Annotated in this window: 12 protein-coding genes; 8 read left to right on the top strand and 4 right to left on the bottom strand. The window is 55.5% G+C overall.

The window, feature by feature from the left end:
• The first annotated feature begins 291 nt into the window (after nucleotides 1-291).
• The 5 genes from recQ to QZN75_RS00765 all read left to right on the top strand — a co-directional run bounded on the left by recQ (nucleotide 292) and on the right by QZN75_RS00765 (nucleotide 5,511).
• Entirely contained in the window at nucleotides 292-2,193 is a 1,902-nt protein-coding gene (recQ, locus tag QZN75_RS00785) for a DNA helicase RecQ (protein WP_292423489.1), read from the top strand.
• Between the two features lie 63 nt (nucleotides 2,194-2,256).
• Nucleotides 2,257-3,813, top strand: coding sequence for an excinuclease ABC subunit UvrC (uvrC, locus tag QZN75_RS00780; RefSeq protein WP_292423486.1), 1,557 nt, complete (start codon nucleotides 2,257-2,259; stop codon nucleotides 3,811-3,813).
• A 100-nt stretch (nucleotides 3,814-3,913) separates the two neighbouring features.
• Nucleotides 3,914-4,288, top strand: a complete 375-nt coding sequence (locus QZN75_RS00775) for a ferritin family protein (protein ID WP_292423483.1) — start codon at nucleotides 3,914-3,916, stop codon at nucleotides 4,286-4,288.
• A 2-nt stretch (nucleotides 4,289-4,290) separates the two neighbouring features.
• Entirely contained in the window at nucleotides 4,291-5,079 is a 789-nt protein-coding gene (locus QZN75_RS00770) for a family 1 encapsulin nanocompartment shell protein (RefSeq protein ID WP_292423479.1), read from the top strand.
• Nucleotides 5,080-5,121: 42 nt separating this feature from the next.
• Entirely contained in the window at nucleotides 5,122-5,511 is a 390-nt protein-coding gene (locus tag QZN75_RS00765) for an FxLYD domain-containing protein (RefSeq protein WP_292423476.1), read from the top strand.
• A 70-nt stretch (nucleotides 5,512-5,581) separates the two neighbouring features.
• On the opposite strand, the gene queC is transcribed toward QZN75_RS00765, so the two are convergent.
• On the bottom strand, nucleotides 5,582-6,235 hold the full coding sequence (gene queC / locus QZN75_RS00760) for a 7-cyano-7-deazaguanine synthase QueC (RefSeq protein WP_292423473.1): 654 nt from the start codon (nucleotides 6,233-6,235) through the stop codon (nucleotides 5,582-5,584).
• A gap of 266 nt (nucleotides 6,236-6,501) precedes the next feature.
• On the opposite strand from queC, the gene QZN75_RS00755 reads away from it, so the two are divergent.
• Complete coding sequence (locus QZN75_RS00755; protein ID WP_292423470.1) at nucleotides 6,502-8,319, top strand: hypothetical protein; 1,818 nt, start codon at nucleotides 6,502-6,504, stop codon at nucleotides 8,317-8,319.
• Between the two features lie 169 nt (nucleotides 8,320-8,488).
• On the opposite strand, the gene feoB is transcribed toward QZN75_RS00755, so the two are convergent.
• Entirely contained in the window at nucleotides 8,489-10,480 is a 1,992-nt protein-coding gene (gene feoB, locus QZN75_RS00750; protein WP_292423467.1) for a ferrous iron transport protein B, read from the bottom strand.
• Nucleotides 10,477-11,202, bottom strand: a complete 726-nt coding sequence (locus QZN75_RS00745) for a metal-dependent transcriptional regulator (protein WP_292423464.1) — start codon at nucleotides 11,200-11,202, stop codon at nucleotides 10,477-10,479. Before QZN75_RS00745 ends, feoB begins: the two co-directional genes overlap by 4 nt.
• A gap of 312 nt (nucleotides 11,203-11,514) precedes the next feature.
• Here QZN75_RS00745 and rbcL point away from each other — a divergent pair, with 312 nt between their 5' ends.
• Nucleotides 11,515-12,807 carry a type III ribulose-bisphosphate carboxylase gene (rbcL, locus tag QZN75_RS00740; RefSeq protein ID WP_292423462.1) on the top strand — a complete coding sequence of 431 codons (1,293 nt, stop codon included), beginning with the start codon at nucleotides 11,515-11,517 and terminating at the stop codon, nucleotides 12,805-12,807.
• Nucleotides 12,808-12,870: 63 nt separating this feature from the next.
• Nucleotides 12,871-14,817: an excinuclease ABC subunit UvrB gene (gene uvrB / locus QZN75_RS00735; RefSeq protein WP_292423460.1), complete on the top strand. Its 1,947-nt coding sequence runs from the start codon at nucleotides 12,871-12,873 to the stop codon at nucleotides 14,815-14,817.
• Nucleotides 14,818-15,044: 227 nt separating this feature from the next.
• On the opposite strand, the gene QZN75_RS00730 is transcribed toward uvrB, so the two are convergent.
• Nucleotides 15,045-16,391: a PAS domain-containing protein gene (locus tag QZN75_RS00730; protein ID WP_292423457.1), complete on the bottom strand. Its 1,347-nt coding sequence runs from the start codon at nucleotides 16,389-16,391 to the stop codon at nucleotides 15,045-15,047.
• Between the last annotated feature and the right edge of the window lie 268 nt (nucleotides 16,392-16,659).

The raw sequence follows: 16,659 nt of genomic DNA, 5'->3' as shown, positions 1-16,659 counted from the left end.
GGGTACCCCCTCCCTTGATCGTGCCGGCCCTCCATCCCCCTTTCCTGTTCCGCAGAAAAAATTATTGGACCGGCCGATCACCTAAAAGAGGTCGCCCATACATTTACGGATTTCATGAAAAAACCCGGACCCTGCACGGGTCGCATCCTTTCTAAAACCGGCTAGAGTGCTCCCTGCAACTTCCCGGTATGTCCCTTTGTTTATTTTCACCCCCCGCACCCGGGTATTCATATGCAGTTCCGGTGCATGTCTCCTCACACATCGTCGCATGCATTATTAGCGAGGAACTCCATGGATACACCCCAGACTGCCACACAGCAACAATGTTCCAAACAGCACCAGACACCCGTCAGCCTGCTCAATAAATACTGGGGCTATCCTGCATTCCTGCCGCACCAGGAGGCGATCATCGCATCGGTCCTGAGCGGACACGACACTCTCGCGATCATGGCCACCGGGGGCGGGAAGTCGCTCTGCTNNACCGGCGGCGGCAAGTCGCTCTGCTACCAGCTGCCGGCCCTGTATCTTGGCGGCCTCACGGTCGTCATTTCGCCGCTCATCGCGCTCATGAAAGACCAGGTGGACGACCTCAACACCCGGGGGATCCCGGCTGCCGCCTTCAACAGCACGCTCGATTACCGGGAACGAACCGGGATCGAGGCGGAGATGAAGACGGGCAGGCTTCACATCCTGTTTGTCTCGCCGGAAAAATGCATGCAGGCCGGGTTTCTCGACACCCTTGCCACCGCTCCGGTCCGGCTTATCGCAATCGACGAGGCGCACTGCATCTCGGAATGGGGGCACAACTTCCGGCCCGAGTACCGGGAGCTCGCCCGGTTCCGGAAACTGTTTCCCTCCGCTCCCGTGATCGCCCTCACCGCAACCGCGATCCCGGAAGTAAGGAAAGACATCTGCCAGCAGCTTGGCCTCGTGCAGGTCCGGGAGTTCGTGGGCAGTTTCAACCGGGAGAACCTGACATACCGGGTGATCCCAAAGAAGAACCCACTGGTCATGCTCGCCGACTTTCTCTGCCGGCATAAAAACGAAGCAGGGATTGTCTACTGCATGAGCAAGAAAGAGACCGAGGAGATCGCATACGAACTCCGGAAAAAGGGGTTCAGGGCGCTCGCCTACCATGCCGGGCTTCCCCGGCCGGTGAGGGTGGACGTGCAGGACGCGTTCCTCAAAAACACGGCGCAGATCGTCTGTGCAACGGTCGCGTTCGGGATGGGGATCGACAAGCCGGACGTCCGCTTCGTGATCCACTACGACCTGCCGAAAACAGTCGAGTCCTATTACCAGGAGACCGGGCGGGCCGGGAGGGACGGGAAGCCTGCCGAATGCCTCCTCTTTTACAGCAGGGGGGATTACGCCCGTGTCCGGTCCATGCTCGAACATGACGAGGGCGGTGAACGTTCGATCCGGATCGCGCTCAAAAAACTTCAGGACATGACCGGGTACTGCGAGACGACCGGCTGCCGGCGCGCCTTTCTGCTCTCGTATTTTGGCGAAACCCCAGAAGCAGGGAACTGCGGATCGTGCGACAACTGCGAACACCCTGCGGCATCCATCGACGGCACGGAACCGGCGCGCCTGATCGCCGCGTGCGTACAGCAGCTGCCATCCCACTTCGGGATCGAACTTATCTGCGATGTCCTGCGGGGAAAAAAGTCGGCGAAAATCGAAGCATACCATTTCGACCGGCTGCCCTTATATGCAACCGGGAAGCAGCACTCAAAGGAAGAATACCGGGTCTGGATCAACGATCTGGTCCGGCAGGGGTATCTCGCACGAACCGGTGACAAATACCCGGTCATTGCTCTCGGTGCGAAGAGCAGCGGGCTACTTGCCGGGACCTGCCGGGTCCGGCTCCCGGCATCCGTACGGGACGCAGCACCGGTATCCCCGTCTGCATCACCGGATGCCGGGGAAATAATCGACAGTGATGCCCGTGAAGCAGAGGCGGAGCTTTTCCAGCGGCTTAAAGCAGTCAGGACTTCGGTTGCCCGGGAGAGCGGGGTGCCCCCGTATGTCGTGTTCGCGGACCGGAGCCTCAGGGAGATGGCCCGCACCCGCCCCTGCGACAGGGCGCATTTCGCGACGATCCCCGGGGTAGGCAGTGTCAAGCAGGCGAAGTATGGCCCGATCTTCCTTGACGCGATCAGGGCGTACTGCAGCGAACCGGCCGATTGAACCCCGCATTACCCCATCCCCAACGCTTAATGAGCCTGCACCCTGATACTCTTTTTGAGATCCATGATCGATACCGCAAACCTTCCCGAAAACCCCGGCTGCTATCTCTATTCAGACGAGCGAGAGACGATCATCTATGTCGGGAAGGCAAAGAACCTCAAAAAACGGGTATCGAGTTATTTCACAAAAAAAGATCACGACCCCAAGACCCGGAGCCTTATCGCCCATATCGCTTCGGTCGATGTCGTCGTCACGGATACCGAGACTGAGGCGTTCCTCCTCGAAAATACCCTCATCAAAAAGCACCAGCCGAAATACAATATCAACTTAAAAGACGCGAAACGCTACGCGTGGATCGAGCTGACAAGGGAAGAGTTCCCGCGCCTCGTGATCGCCCGGAAAACGACCGGCGACGGGACGTTCTTCGGACCGTTTGTCTCGGCCGCGGAGCGCGACTACGTGCTCAGGGTGGCAAAGAAGGTCTTCCACCTGCGGACCTGCAAAAAAATCCCGAAGCGCCCCTGCCTCCGGCGCCACATGCAGTCCTGCAGCGCCCCCTGTACCGGCACCGTGAGCCCGGAAGTGTACGATGAGAACGTGAAGAAAGCCACCCTGCTCCTCAAAGGGAAGTCCCGCGAGCTGCTCGATGAACTCAAACAGGAGATGGCGGCACGCTCGGCGGCAGAGGATTTCGAACGGGCGCTCGTGCTCAGAAACGAGATTGCGGCCATCGGGCACCTTGCCGACCGGCAGCACGTGGAGCGCCGGCGGGAATACGACCAGGACGTGATCGCGTACCAGGTGACAGACGGGAAGGTCTACCTGACCGCTTTCAACGTCGAGCGCGGGTCGCTTTCAAACAAGCAGGAGTTCACGTTCGATGCAGGAGGGGAGGATTTCTTCGAGGAGTTCCTCGTCCAGTACTACTCGGAGCGCGAACCCCCGAAAGAACTGATCCTTGGCCATGAAATAGATTCTGCGCTCACAGAGTTCCTCTCGGTGAAAAAGGGAAAGCAGGTCGATATTATTGTCCCGCAGCGGGGGGAGAAGCGGCAACTGCTGGACCTCGCACAAAAGAACCTCGAGATCGCGTTCTTCCGGGACACACTCAAAGGGGCCGAACTCGGGACTGCGCTCAATATGGTAAGCCCCCCGGCGGTGATCGAGTGTTTCGATATCTCTCACCTTTCAGGCATTGCAATGGTCGGATCGATGGTACAGTTCCGGGACGGGAAACCGGACAAGAACAACTACCGGCGGTTTAAGATCAAAACCGTGGAAGGAATTGACGACTTTGCATCGATTGCGGAAGTGGTGAAACGGAGGTATAAACGGCTCACCGATGAGCACGCCCCGTTCCCGGATCTGGTGATCATTGACGGGGGCCGGGGGCAGCTCTCGGCTGCACAGGAGGCACTTGCCGCTCTTGGTATCACCGGACAACCGGTCATCGCGATTGCGAAAAGGGAGGAAGAGATTTATGTGCCCGGAAACGTGCTCCCGCTCCGGCTCGACAGGAAAAGCATCGCACTCCGGTACATCGAAGAGATCCGGGACGAAGCACACCGGTTCGCGATTACCTACAACCGGCTGCTCAGGAAAAAGAAGATACTCACCTGATCCACCTGCCTCATGCAATGCAGGGTGAAGAATCTGCCCGAAGTCAAAAGTATTTAAACCGGGCGATATACTACACTGACATACATATCAGGTGATAGTAATGCCAGACTTTTTCAACCCGTTCAGTGGTATGGTCCCGGACCGCAAGCTGACCAAAGAGGAACTTATCCGGGTTGTCCGGCTCGACGTTGCCGGGGAACTTGAAGCCATCCATGGGTACATGGCCCACGCGGATGCAACCGACAACGAGCTTGCAAAGGCAGTCCTGACCGATATCGCCGATGAAGAGCGCGTGCATGTCGGGGAACTCTTAAGGCTCCTTTCCATTCTGACCGGCGACGAGGATGAATTCTATAAGAAGGGAACGCTCGAAGTGGACACCATGGCAGGAAAACTGGGGGCAGCAGGCGCTGCTGCACCCGCAGCAAAAGAGGAATCGACCATCGGAGCACTCAAAACTTCAAAGGAGGCGTAATTATGGTAAATGCATATCTCGGACGCGAAGATGCACCCATCGGTACAGAGACCTGGAAACTGATCGACGATGTGGCAGTCCAGGCTGCAAAGAGCCAGCTTTCAGGAAGGCGGCTGCTTGCAGTCGAGGGGCCGTACGGATTCGGATTAAAGTCACTCCCCCTCGGGGACTATGCACTTGAAGACGGGATCAGCGCGAGCATCTCCCTCCCGCTCTCCCTGATAAGGACAGAGTTTTCCATAGGCAAGCGCGACCTTGCGGCCTACGAACGCGACCACCTCATCCTCGACACGGCACCGGTTGCCTGTGCAGCGATGGATGCGGCGGCAAAGGAAGACCGGATTATCTTCAACGGGCTTACGGGAACCCCGGGCCTGCTCAACGCAGAAGGAGCCGGCTCCCTGACACTCACGAAGTGGGACAAGGTCGGCGTCGCTGCAGACCAGATCATTGCTGCGGTCACCAAGCTCGATAGCACCGGTTTCCACGGCCCCTACAGCCTTGCCCTTGCACCGGCCCAGTACAACCTGCTCCTCAGGCGATACCCGCAGGGCGACGGGACCGAACTTGAGCACATCTCTTCGATCGTGGGCGACGGTGTTGTCAAGGCTCCGGCGCTCAAGAAGGGAGGGGTGCTGATCGCCTCGGGCAGCCAGTACGCTTCCATCGCGATCGGACAGGACCTTGCAGTCGGGTACAACGGCCCGGTCGGGGACCTGCTCGAATTCCAGATCTACGAGAGCCTGGCCCTCGTGGTCCGTGCACCTGAGTCGATTCTCGTGCTGAAGTAACACTCACTTTTTTCTTTTGTAACGCTTATGAGGTACTGAATTATGCAGAGGGGAATTTCCAGGATTGGACCGGGTATTCTTGTCCTCATTATGGTCGCCGCGTTTGTGGCCGGGGCAGGGTGCCTGAGCGATACGGTCGCAAAAGACACTTCCTCCGGTGAACTCCATACCCATTACGAGTACGCGGATTCATGGTCGCCGGGATACGGGTGTTATTCGCACCTTGACGGGTATGTGTACAACGCAGGAAATACAACGATCCCGGACGTGCGGCTGAATTTCAACCTTGTAAACAGTAAGACAAACACGATCCGGGATTCACGGCTGGTCTATATCGGCCAGGTTGCACCGGGAGAGACCCGGTCCTATGAAACGATCCTTGACGGCGAATGCACGCAGGATTACCGGGTCGAACCCGCATTTTTAAAATAGGGGGACTGGCCGGGAAAAATCCCGGTAGTTTTTTGGTACGGGGTTAATTTCAGGAAAAAATCGCCGAATATTATTCCCGTTCTTCCAGNNGGTCAGCGACACCCGCCAGTCCGAATGCCTCGCGCCGTTCGGTACAGGCGCCGCACTTTCCGCAAGGGAGGTCTTCTCCCTTGTAGCATGACCACGTATCCACGTAATCCACGTTAAGGGCCAGTCCCTTTTTGACAATATCTCCCTTACTGATCATCAGGTAGGGTGCATGGAGGGTCACATCGTTCCAGTCGCAGAGATGCAGGGCAGTTGTCATAGCGCTTACAAACGCCGGCCGGCAGTCCGGATAGATCGCGTGATCCCCGGCATGGGCCGCATAAAAGAGATCCTTTGCCCCGATGCCGATGGCATACGATGCCGCAAGGCTTAAGAAAACCATGTTCCGGTTCGGGACGACCGTCTGCTTCATCGTCTCTTCTGCATAATTGCCCTCGGACACGTCCCACTGTGCCCGGGTCAGGCTTGACGGGGCAAGGTCGTTCAAGACCGAAACATCGATAATTTTGTGGGGAACCTGGAGTTTTTTGCAGGTCTTTTCTGCACACCGGATCTCTTTATGGTGTTTCTGGCGGTAATCGAACGTGATCGCACTAACCTCATATCCCTCGTGGATCAGATCGTAGAGGAGGGTGGTACTGTCCATCCCCCCGGAAAAAATGAGCACCGCTTTCATACAGGTATCATCGCCCGGTTAACGGTATCTTCAGGTTCCTATATCAAAGGAACTCCGGATTATTCTCCCGGGGAGGATGTCGGGAGCCGGACAGGGCATCTGGAGAATGGATCGGGAAATCCGGGAAACTCCTGATGACGGTGCCAGCGATTATATCTGCTGCCGGGGAGGGCCCTCTTGCGGGTCTGGAGAATGAAAGGAGTGCCCTGAAAATGAAGCACACCTAAAAAGCATATCACTACAGACAACGAAAATGGATCCGGAGAATGCTCACGATGGCTGGCCCGTACCTGAAAAGCGGTGAATCCATTATCCTGACAACGGATCGGGTGCTGATCGACGATAGTGAGTATGATGTTATTCTTACCAGCCAGCGCCTTGCCCTTGTCGACAGCGGCCATACCAGCGAGCAGCAGCCGGTGATCCCGTTTGCCACCATCCTGTCCGTAAAAGGGGGAACCACCCCGGCACGCGAGCCGTTCATCACCCTTACAGTTATCGACCCGATCGGCCTTGAAGACTCAAAAACCCTTGATCTGATCTTTTCCCAGCAACCCTATGAAGACCGGAGCCCTGAATGCGATACCTGGGTAAAAAAACTGATTGAAAATATAGTGTCCATCCGGCAGGAGCCTGTGCCAGCCGGAAAGCAACAGGTTTCAGTAAAATCCCAAGACATGCATCCCACGGTCCGCCGCTTTGAAGCTCCCGAGGTGCCACAGCCCCATTCGCAGGTAACCCAGAAGAATCATCGGCCATCAGAGAAACTGCTCTCCGCTATGCAGAGTACCTCATGGGAGACACCTGACACCGGGGGAAAAGCACAGACCGCGGAAACCCGGCAATCTACTACTCCCCCTGTGCCGGAACCTGTGCAGCAGGTCCCCGCAGCTGATGAGGATATCCCCCCGGCCATGGTATCCAAACCGGTCGATCTGATGCAGGAGGCGAGACCAGAACAACCGGTTGAACATGAGGAAGTCCGGAGCCCGCCGTTTGTTCCTGAACAGGACGGTCCCGCAGCGGTCGTTCAGGATGCAGGAAAGCCAAAGAAACGCAGACGATCGAAGAAAGGGGCAGCCCCGGCAAGACGCTCTGCCGCGGGAGGATCCGAATCGACCGGGGCTGATCCGGAATCAGCCACACCTCAATCTTCAAAGAAAGGCGGCAAGGATCATGCAGCACCGGCGCCCGAAGAAACGGTGGCAGCACTCCTACCAGATACCGGTGCCGCAGAACCAAAAAAAGATGCTGAGATCCCGGTTACCATTATGCTGCCGGAACCCCCGGTGCCCCCGGATTACGCACTGGAGCAGGGGCCTCGGGAAATATTCCTGCCTAAAGAAAATGCCGGCATGATGCCCCGGGGGCCGGCAGATGAGGTATCTGAGGGGATGCTTCCTGAACCCTCAGCCCCGGGCTCCGACCTGCCGGATACGCCAGCACCCCCCCGGGATGAGAGCAGCGTACGGGCAGGATTGCCGGATACGGTTGTTTTTCCGGTTATTCCTGATGCATCGTCCGGTCCCGCACCGGAAACCCCGGTGCACCCCCTTCAGGCAGGAAAGGACGCTGCCAGAACACCCCCTCTTGGCCCTAGGAAAAAACCCGTATGGATGTATGCGATTATCTTCGTGATTCTGGTGGTGCTTGGGGGAACTGCAATCATCCTCTTACATCCGGGGGGAAACAGCCAGCAGCCTGACCTCCCCGTAACGATTTCCCCCACACTCACCCCCCTGCCGACTACATCGGTCTCCGAAATGGTGATCCCTGCCGAAGGGGTATGGGTGAAGGTGACGTATAACGGAACCTTTGTAGGAACCTACGGGAACCCGGGTGAACTTAAAGAAGTGCGGGGGACCGGGGAGCAGCTGTACCCCATCAAGAACAGCAATGATCTCGTGCAGACCTCGTTCCGGAAACTGGATTATTCCGGGGACAGCCTGACCGTTGAAGTCTATAATAACGGTACAATGGTCACGCAGGTCACCAAGCGTACCCCAAGCGGAACAATTGCAATTCTTGTCGATCCAAAGACAGGAAAAGCGCCTTACGTGCCGGTTACTACCATTATTACATGAAGTTTTCCGGTTATCGCCCGGATCCGACTGTCTGACATCCGGTCCTGTTTTAGGCAATGCCTTGAGGAGTCCTCCAAAAAAGCGAGCCGGTTTTTCGGCACCCGGAAACCCTACTACCAGTCTCCTTTTTTAGGAACTGCGGAATAAAAAGTGTCGTCAGGCTGTGCATTTAGCCCATAAACAGGCTGAGCACCCGGAACGCGATTCCCCCGATCACGGTCGCTGCAACAACTTCCACGAGCGTGATCGCAAGCGATTTTTTCCAGCCGAATTCCGACGCAAGTGCAAGGATAACGGATATGCAGGGTATGTAGATCATGGTGACCAGTGCAAGGACAATGAGCTGGACCGGCGTGAGGACCGCGGCAAAGTTTGTTGTCCCCAGAAGCACGGCAAGGGTCAGGATCGTCATCTCTTTTCTCACGATCCCGAAGATGAGTGTGATGCCGACGATGGCCGGGAGCCCCAGCCAGAGGGTTGTCACCGGCGCGAGCGCCGTGTTCACCGGCGTCAGCCAGCCGGCCCAGTACACAGCCTGGATAAGGGCGCTTCCGATGATATATGCAGGGAAGACAAGCCATACGAGCGACTTTGTGCGTGCCCAAGTCTGCTTGAGCACCACGGAGAGTGAGGGGACATGGTAGTCCGGCATCTCCATGATCAGACCCACCGATTCGCCGGGCATCACCCGGAACGCAAGACGACCGGCAACGATGATTAAGAGAATGTCAAATGCATAGAGCGCAAGCGCCCACCAGATATTGACAAACGCGGCGACAAGCCCAAGGATCACGACCGTCCGCGCCGTGCAGGGGACGAGGGTCACGAGAAACGCGGCAAGGAGTTTCTGTTTAGGCGACTCCATGATACGGCACGAGTAGCAGGCCGGCACGTTGCACCCGTACCCGAGGATAATCGGGATGATCGCCTTGCCGTGCAACCCCAGTTTGTGCATGCCCCGGTCCAGCATCACCGCAATCCTTGTGAGGTATCCTGAGTCCTCGATGACGGCAAGGATCAGATAAAACGGCAGGACATAGGGAATAACCAGCGTGAGCCCTGCGACAACCCCGGTATAGGCCCCGTTCCAGAGAACGCTTGCAAGCGAACCGCTGATCACCGGTTCGTACTGCCCGAACTGCGAGAAGAAATTCGCAATGAGGGCGGATATCTGTGCGCCGATCAGAAACGTCCAGACAAGGAGGCCGCCGATGACGGCAATAACCATGAGGTACCCGAAAAACGGGTGCAGCGCGAGGCTGTCGATCCGGTCGGTCAGGCTTTTTTTAATCGAGCCGTCGTCCGGTGTCCTGAAGGTAATGACCTCTGCGGCGATCCGGTCTGCGATCTGGTACCGTTCCGCGCTCATCACCACGCAGACCGTTTCACCGTGCAGCGCCTCAATCTCTTCGGAAAGTTTTCCGGCAGCAGCGATGATGGATGGATCCTGTAAACCGACGATGCGGGTAACCTCGGGATCGCGCTCCAGCAGTTTTATTGCAATCCAGCGGACCGGGTACGGGGTAGTTACCGATCCCATCCGGGAAACAATATTGCCAATGCGCTCTTCGATCTCTCTGCCGTACGTAAGGACCGGCGGGACCGGGCGATCGTGCACGAGATCGAGGATCGCTTCGGTGAGATTGGAAATGCCCTTTCCCCGGATGGCCACCGTCGGGATGACCGGGACGCCAAGCAGCGCGGAAAGTTTTTTTGTATCGATGCTGATCCCTTTTTTTTCGGCAAGATCGATCTGGTTGACCGAGACGAGCAGCGGCGGAGCAAGCTCCATTAACTGGATGGTAAAAAAAAGGTTGCGTTCCAGTGCGGATGCATCGATAACATTTACGACCGCATCCGGGTGCTCGAGCGCGATGTACTCCCTTGATACCAGTTCCTCCATCGAGTATGTGGAAAACGAGTAGATCCCCGGCAGGTCGATCACGCGAATCCGTTTACCCTTGTACTGGAGGAGACCCTCGGCACGCTCGACCGTTTTGCCCGGCCAGTTCCCGATAATCTGGTCGACGCCGGTTAACTGGTTGAAGGTTACGCTCTTGCCGACATTTGCATTACCGGCAAGGGCAATGGTGTAATCCACATTTTTTATGGTGCTTTCCTTTTTGGGGTCGCACTCCCTGCATCCCCCACACCCGCTCACGGTGCCCCACCCTTAATTGCATTCACAAAAATATTTTCCGCAATAGCGTGATCGATTGCCAGTTTTGTCCTGCGCACGAACACTTCGACCGGTCCGTTCATGGGGGCCTTGCGCGTGACCGATACAGAAGTCCCGAGCGTAAGGCCGAGATCAGAAAGCCGCTGGACGACCTTGCAGTCCCCCCGGATAAATGCAATCGTTCCTTTTTCCTGTGCACCAAGATCGGTAATGGGAATAATTGCATCGGTCCTGATTCCTTCCGGGTATGGGATGACAGAACCGGTTACCGCATCGCACTCGCTGCAGCTCCCGATCCCCTTGGCACAGGGTGAAATAGGGCTCCCATGGGGACAGCGCGCCGGGGCATTGAGCATCCGGCAGAGCGCGTTCTCGGTGTCTTCCGAGATCGTATGCTCCATCCGGCACGCCTCATCGTGCACCTTGGCCCGGTTGATATGCAGGACATCGGCAAGGAACACTTCAAGGAGACGGTGCTTTCGTTTGATCGTCTCTGCGATCTTCTTTCCGTCCCCGGTCAGGCTTGCGCCCCGGTACGGTTCGTAGTTCACAAGATTTTTCTCGGCAAGGTTCTGGAGCGCCTCGGTTACACTCGCCGGAGCAACCTTGAGGCATTTTGCAATTGTCGTGGTTTTTGCGGCGCCTTCAGTACCTGCAATATCGTATATCGCTTCGAGGTATTCTTCGACTTGTTCCTGTGCCATCTGATCAATAATTAGGATACCCTAAATAAAAATGATTTCGGTTGACCTAAAGCATGCTATCTCACACCATACATTATCTGTATCGGCGCCATGCGATTCCACCCGGGCGAACCGTATTTTTTTTAACGATCATGAGATCCATCCCCTGCAGGAACTTGTCGACACTATTGCATTTGCTCTGGGAGCTCATAAAAAAAGATTGCCCGATGACCGGGTCGTCACATCCGGGGGGTAAACCGCATGAGAGTTTCTTTCCGTTTCCTATCTGAAGATTTTTGAATCATGCACGCATTGATAGGTACGGGAAGAGCTATGGCAATTGACTGGTACACCGAGTTTGTCGATACGAATTACGAGCCGGCAAAAGACGACCTTATCTGTCTCTATTATTTTGAACCGGCTGCAGGGATCACAAAGGAAGAGGCGGCCGGCCGGATCGCATCTGAGAGTTCAACCGGTACCTGGACGACGCTTTTTACAATGCCGCCGAGGATGAAAAAACTGGAGGCCACCGCGTTTGAATTAGACAAAAACTTTGTTAAGATCGCCTATCCTCTCGCACTCTGGGAGGAGGGCAACGCCGTGCAGCTGATGAGCGGGATCGCGGGGAATATCTTCGGGATGAAGGCGCTCAAAAACCTGCGTCTCCTCGATGCCACGCTCCCGTCAGCCTATCTCCGGGGGTTCAAAGGGCCGCATTTCGGGATGGACGGGATCCGGAAGATGATGAAGGTCTACGACAGGCCGCTCACCGGCGCGGTGCCCAAGCCCAAGATCGGTTTCTCCGCAAAAGAGCATGCGGAGGTCGGGTATGAGACATGGATGGGCGGGTTTGATTTCGTGAAAGACGACGAGAACCTCACATCGACATCCTTCAACCAGTTCGATGACCGGGTAAAATATATGACAAAACTCCGGGACAAGGCCGAGCAGGAGACCGGCGAAAAGAAATCGGCATTCCTGAATATTTCCGCCGATGTGGAGACCATGAAGAAGCGTGCCGACCTGCTCGCGAAGTACGGCTGGAACTATGCGATGATCGATGTGGTGGTCGCAGGAAACGCGAGCGTCATGACGATGCGGGACTACTGTTCGGATCTGGGCCTCGCAATCCACGCTCACCGGGCGTTCCATGCGACCTTTGACCGAAACAAAAAGCACGGCATGACGATGTATTTCCTCGCGAAGCTCATGCGTCTTATCGGCGTATCTCAGATCCACACCGGGACTGCTGTCGGCAAACTGACCGGCACAAAGACCGAATCGATCCTCCTTGCCGACCTGCTGCGCAAGAGAAAAATCGCGGAAGTGCCTCACCAGTGCCTCGATCAGGACTGGGGTTCCATCAAGACTGCGTTTCCGGTCTCGTCTGGCGGACTGCACCCGGGTCTCGTTCCCGATGTGCTTGACATCTACGGTAAGGATCTCATACTGCTGGTTTCAGGTGGCATCCACGGCCACCCGAAGGGTACCCGGGCCGGGGCACGGGCAACCATGCAGGCAATCGAGGCATGGCAGGAGGGCGTAACACTTGACGAGAAGGCAAAGAAAGCAGCGGAACTCAGGGAAGCTCTCGAGAAGTGGGGTTACTATAAACCGAAGTGACGGGATTACCTTCATGCCGCATCCCAATTCCTTTTTATATCCCGGCAAAAACACTTAAGCACCGTGACAGAATTCCAGCTCGTCTCCACCTTTCCCCCGGCCGGATCGCAACCGGAGGCGATAGCAAAACTCAATGACGGACTGGCGGACAACACCCGGTGCCAGACGCTCCTTGGCGTTACCGGCTCCGGCAAGACATTCACAATGGCAAACGTGATTGCGGCGGCAAACAAGCCAACCCTTGTCATCGCCCATAACAAGACGCTTGCCGCACAACTCTACCAGGAGTTCTGTGACTTTTTCCCGAAAAACCGGGTCGAGTACTTTGTCTCGTATTACGATTACTACCAACCCGAATCCTACATCCCGGCAAAAGACCAGTATATCGAGAAGGACTCCGCAATCAATCCCAAAATCGAGATGCTCCGGCTCTCCGCCACCGCTTCGCTCTCGTGCCGGCGCGACGTGATCGTGGTCGCATCGGTCTCCTGCATCTTCGGCCTCGGGAACCCGGAAAACTTCCGGAACCTCGGCTTCGACATGTCGGTCGGCCAGAAGATCACCCGAAACGAGATCATGAGCCGGCTCCTGGACATCCAGTTCGAGCGAAACGACATCGATCTCTCCCCGGGCCGGTTCCGGGTCAAGGGTGACACCATCGATATCGTGCCGGGGTACTATAACGATATTATCCGGATCGAACTCTTCGGCGACGAGATCGAACGTATCCGGGAGGTTGACAAGAATACCGGGGCAAAAAAAGAGGAGATGAAGTATTTCTATGTCTACCCTGCACGCCACTTTGTCACCCCGGAGAGTGCGCAGAAAGCCGCAATCGTATCCATCCGGGAGGAACTCGAAGAGGTGCTCCCCACGCTGGGACTCATCGAGTCGCACCGGCTCCGGCAACGGACAAACTTTGACCTCGAAATGATCCAGGAAACCGGCTCCTGTAAGGGGATTGAGAACTATTCACGACATTTCGACGGGAGGAAAGCCGGTGAGAAGCCGTACTGCCTGCTCGATTATTTCCCGGAAGATCTCCTGATTATCATTGATGAGAGCCACCAGACGATCCCGCAGCTGCACGGGATGTACAACGGTGACCGGTCGCGGAAGGAGACGCTGGTGAATTACGGGTTCCGGCTTCCCTCCGCGCTCGACAACCGTCCCCTGAAATTCCACGAGTTCGAGCAGTACATGCGTCAGGTAATCTTTGTCTCGGCGACACCCGGACCCTACGAATTAAAGCACTCCACGCAGCTCGTAGAGCAGATCATCCGGCCGACCGGCCTTGTCGACCCGGCAATCGAAGTCCGGCCAATCGAGGGACAGACGCTCGACGTGATAACTGAAACAAAAAAGACCATCGCACGCGGCGACCGGGTGCTCGTGACCACGCTTACCAAAAAACTTGCCGAAGAACTCTCCGAGTACCTTGCCGACCGGGGCATCCGCACCCGGTATCTCCACTCGGAGATCCAGACGCTCGAACGCACCGAGATCATACGGGAGCTCAGGCTGGGCAAATTTGACGTGCTGGTCGGGATCAACCTTTTGCGGGAGGGTCTCGACATCCCGGAGGTTGGGTTCATCGGCATCCTCGACGCGGACAAGGAAGGGTTCCTCCGGGACGCACGAAGCCTGATCCAGATCATTGGCCGGGCCGCACGGAATGTGAACGCGAAAGTCGTACTCTATGCAGACTCAATGACCGATTCGATGAAGACCGCGATCTCCGAGACAAAGCGCCGGCGCGAGATGCAGATCGCGTACAACGAAAAACACCACATCATCCCGCAGACGATCATAAAGCCGGTAAAAGAGAAAGAGGTCGAGATCAAGAATACAAAATATGTTCCCAAGGCTGAGATCCCAAACGTTGTCATCGAACTCGAAAAACAGATGCGGGATGCGGCAGACAACCTTGACTTCGAGCGGGCGATCGCGCTCCGCGAACAAGTAAAAAAACTCAATGAGCGGCTTAAACACGGGGGGACACACCCTTGAGCACGATTAAGGAATTCATCGTAACGTCCCAAAAATCACCAGATCGACGGATTTATCTCACAGACACCCACGATACCATCACATAAAAACTGCTTGCAGGATCGCACTTCATATGAGGGGCCATTGCATCAGTCTCCGAAGATTCTGGGCAGTGTGCCTGAAAGCCTGATACCGGAAGAGTGTCCCATGATGTATAGAAAGATCTGTTTTTAAAAAAGATAACCCGGCTATTTGGCCATATCCTTGGCAACCCCGATCTCACCATTGTCCGGGACACCGACCATGTAGTAACGCTTGATAAACTCCCGCACTTTCTCTGATTCGATCCATCCCTGATCAAGTTGGGTAACAATCCGGTCGATCTCCCGGGCCTGAAGGATAATCTTATCGGTGATATCCCCAGGGGCAAGGCTCGAAAGCCCCACGATCACGGCAAGAGGATTCCTGATATGGTCTCCGAGGATGGCAAACTGCTCGATATTTTTTTCGATCTGTTCGAGTGCCGATCTCTTTACCGCCTCCATCTGCTTCCTGTCAGTAATATCAATAAATGAGGCCATGATGCAGACGGGATTGTCTTTTTCATTTTTCACGAGGTTGATCCAGAGCAGGACAAAAAACGGTGTCTGGTTGGCTTTATAAAGGAGGATCTCCCCAAAAAAGCTTCCTTTCCTGTGGAGTTCATCCTTTATCGTGTCAATCCCATCTTTGGACGCAACATATTCCCACAGAATTTTATGAAAGAATTCCTGTGCGTCGTTGTATTTCATCATTGTTAAAAGTGAGTGATTCACGTAGGAGATCGCAAAGTCAAGGTCCATGATGGCAATCGCATTGATAGAGGAACTGATCGCATGATCTTTTATGATGAGCGCCTCCTCTGCCTGCTTTCTGGCTGTGATATCCACAATGGTACAGACAAACTGGTTGTCCGGGAGCATACCGGCAGAGAGCAGAACCCACCGGGATGTCCCGATCTTTGTCATAAACCGGGTCTCAAGATTTTCTACATTTCCCTGATCGGAAAGAATCTGGAAAAAACTATCCCGGTCGACCGGGTCGGACCAGATCCGGGTGAAGGGTATGGCTACAATCTCTGCAGGATCATAACCAAGTGTGTCCGCGAACCGCCGGTTTACTTCCTTTATCATGTGATCGGAACTGTTCACGACGCCTATCCCGGCTTCAGAGTGGTTAAAGATGCCCCGGTATTTCACTTCGTTCCTGCGCATATGGATGGCAAGGCGTGCGACCACGGCGGCAACACCTATCACGACAAGGCAGGTGATAAACGCGGCAGCAAGTTCTCCCAGAGATCCGCCCGTGATAACAGCGATTATCCCAATGTAGAAGACAGCAACCACGGCGGCATACCAGACTCCCCAGCGGGGATACCAGTACGCCGCGATCACGATTGGTATATAGAGAAGGTTTGTAGCGACAGCCGAGGTACCGTAATGGAGCGCAAGGATGTTTACGAGGAGCGCAAGGATAGTTGTGGTGACGATAATAAAAAACCAGGAATCCACAAAACTTTCTTCGCGTTCCCCAATGGGAGATATAGATCCTGTCATCGACTCACACCGTCGGGAATGAACCCATACGTAAGAAAAGCCTTATGGGTGCTCTCCTCGTTCCTTCCCCGTCTATGGTTCCACATTGCACAAATGCGCATTAATAATTTTTGGTTTACGAAGAGCCAAAGACAAATAATGAAAGCAGCATTTGAACAGGGGTTGATAAACTACCGTGTTTTTGGATATTTGTCCCATTACCAGGAGATACCGGGCATTTCACCGGTTCACAGGGATCAGTTAGCATGCCACGAAAAGAGATGCCGGA

Source organism: Methanoregula sp. (assembly GCF_003170075.1).
Lineage (GTDB): Archaea > Halobacteriota > Methanomicrobia > Methanomicrobiales > Methanospirillaceae > Methanoregula.
This window is presented reverse-complemented; position numbering and strand designations above follow the sequence as displayed.

Coding starts and splice junctions, on each gene's coding strand:
- rbcL (WP_292423462.1), top strand. CDS start 11,515: ATGGCAATTGACTGGTACACCGAGTTTGTCGATACGAATTACGAGCCG.
- uvrC (WP_292423486.1), top strand. CDS start 2,257: ATGATCGATACCGCAAACCTTCCCGAAAACCCCGGCTGCTATCTCTAT.
- QZN75_RS00730 (WP_292423457.1), bottom strand. CDS start 16,391: ATGACAGGATCTATATCTCCCATTGGGGAACGCGAAGAAAGTTTTGTG.
- QZN75_RS00775 (WP_292423483.1), top strand. CDS start 3,914: ATGCCAGACTTTTTCAACCCGTTCAGTGGTATGGTCCCGGACCGCAAG.
- QZN75_RS00770 (WP_292423479.1), top strand. CDS start 4,291: ATGGTAAATGCATATCTCGGACGCGAAGATGCACCCATCGGTACAGAG.
- QZN75_RS00755 (WP_292423470.1), top strand. CDS start 6,502: ATGCTCACGATGGCTGGCCCGTACCTGAAAAGCGGTGAATCCATTATC.
- QZN75_RS00765 (WP_292423476.1), top strand. CDS start 5,122: ATGCAGAGGGGAATTTCCAGGATTGGACCGGGTATTCTTGTCCTCATT.
- QZN75_RS00745 (WP_292423464.1), bottom strand. CDS start 11,202: ATGGCACAGGAACAAGTCGAAGAATACCTCGAAGCGATATACGATATT.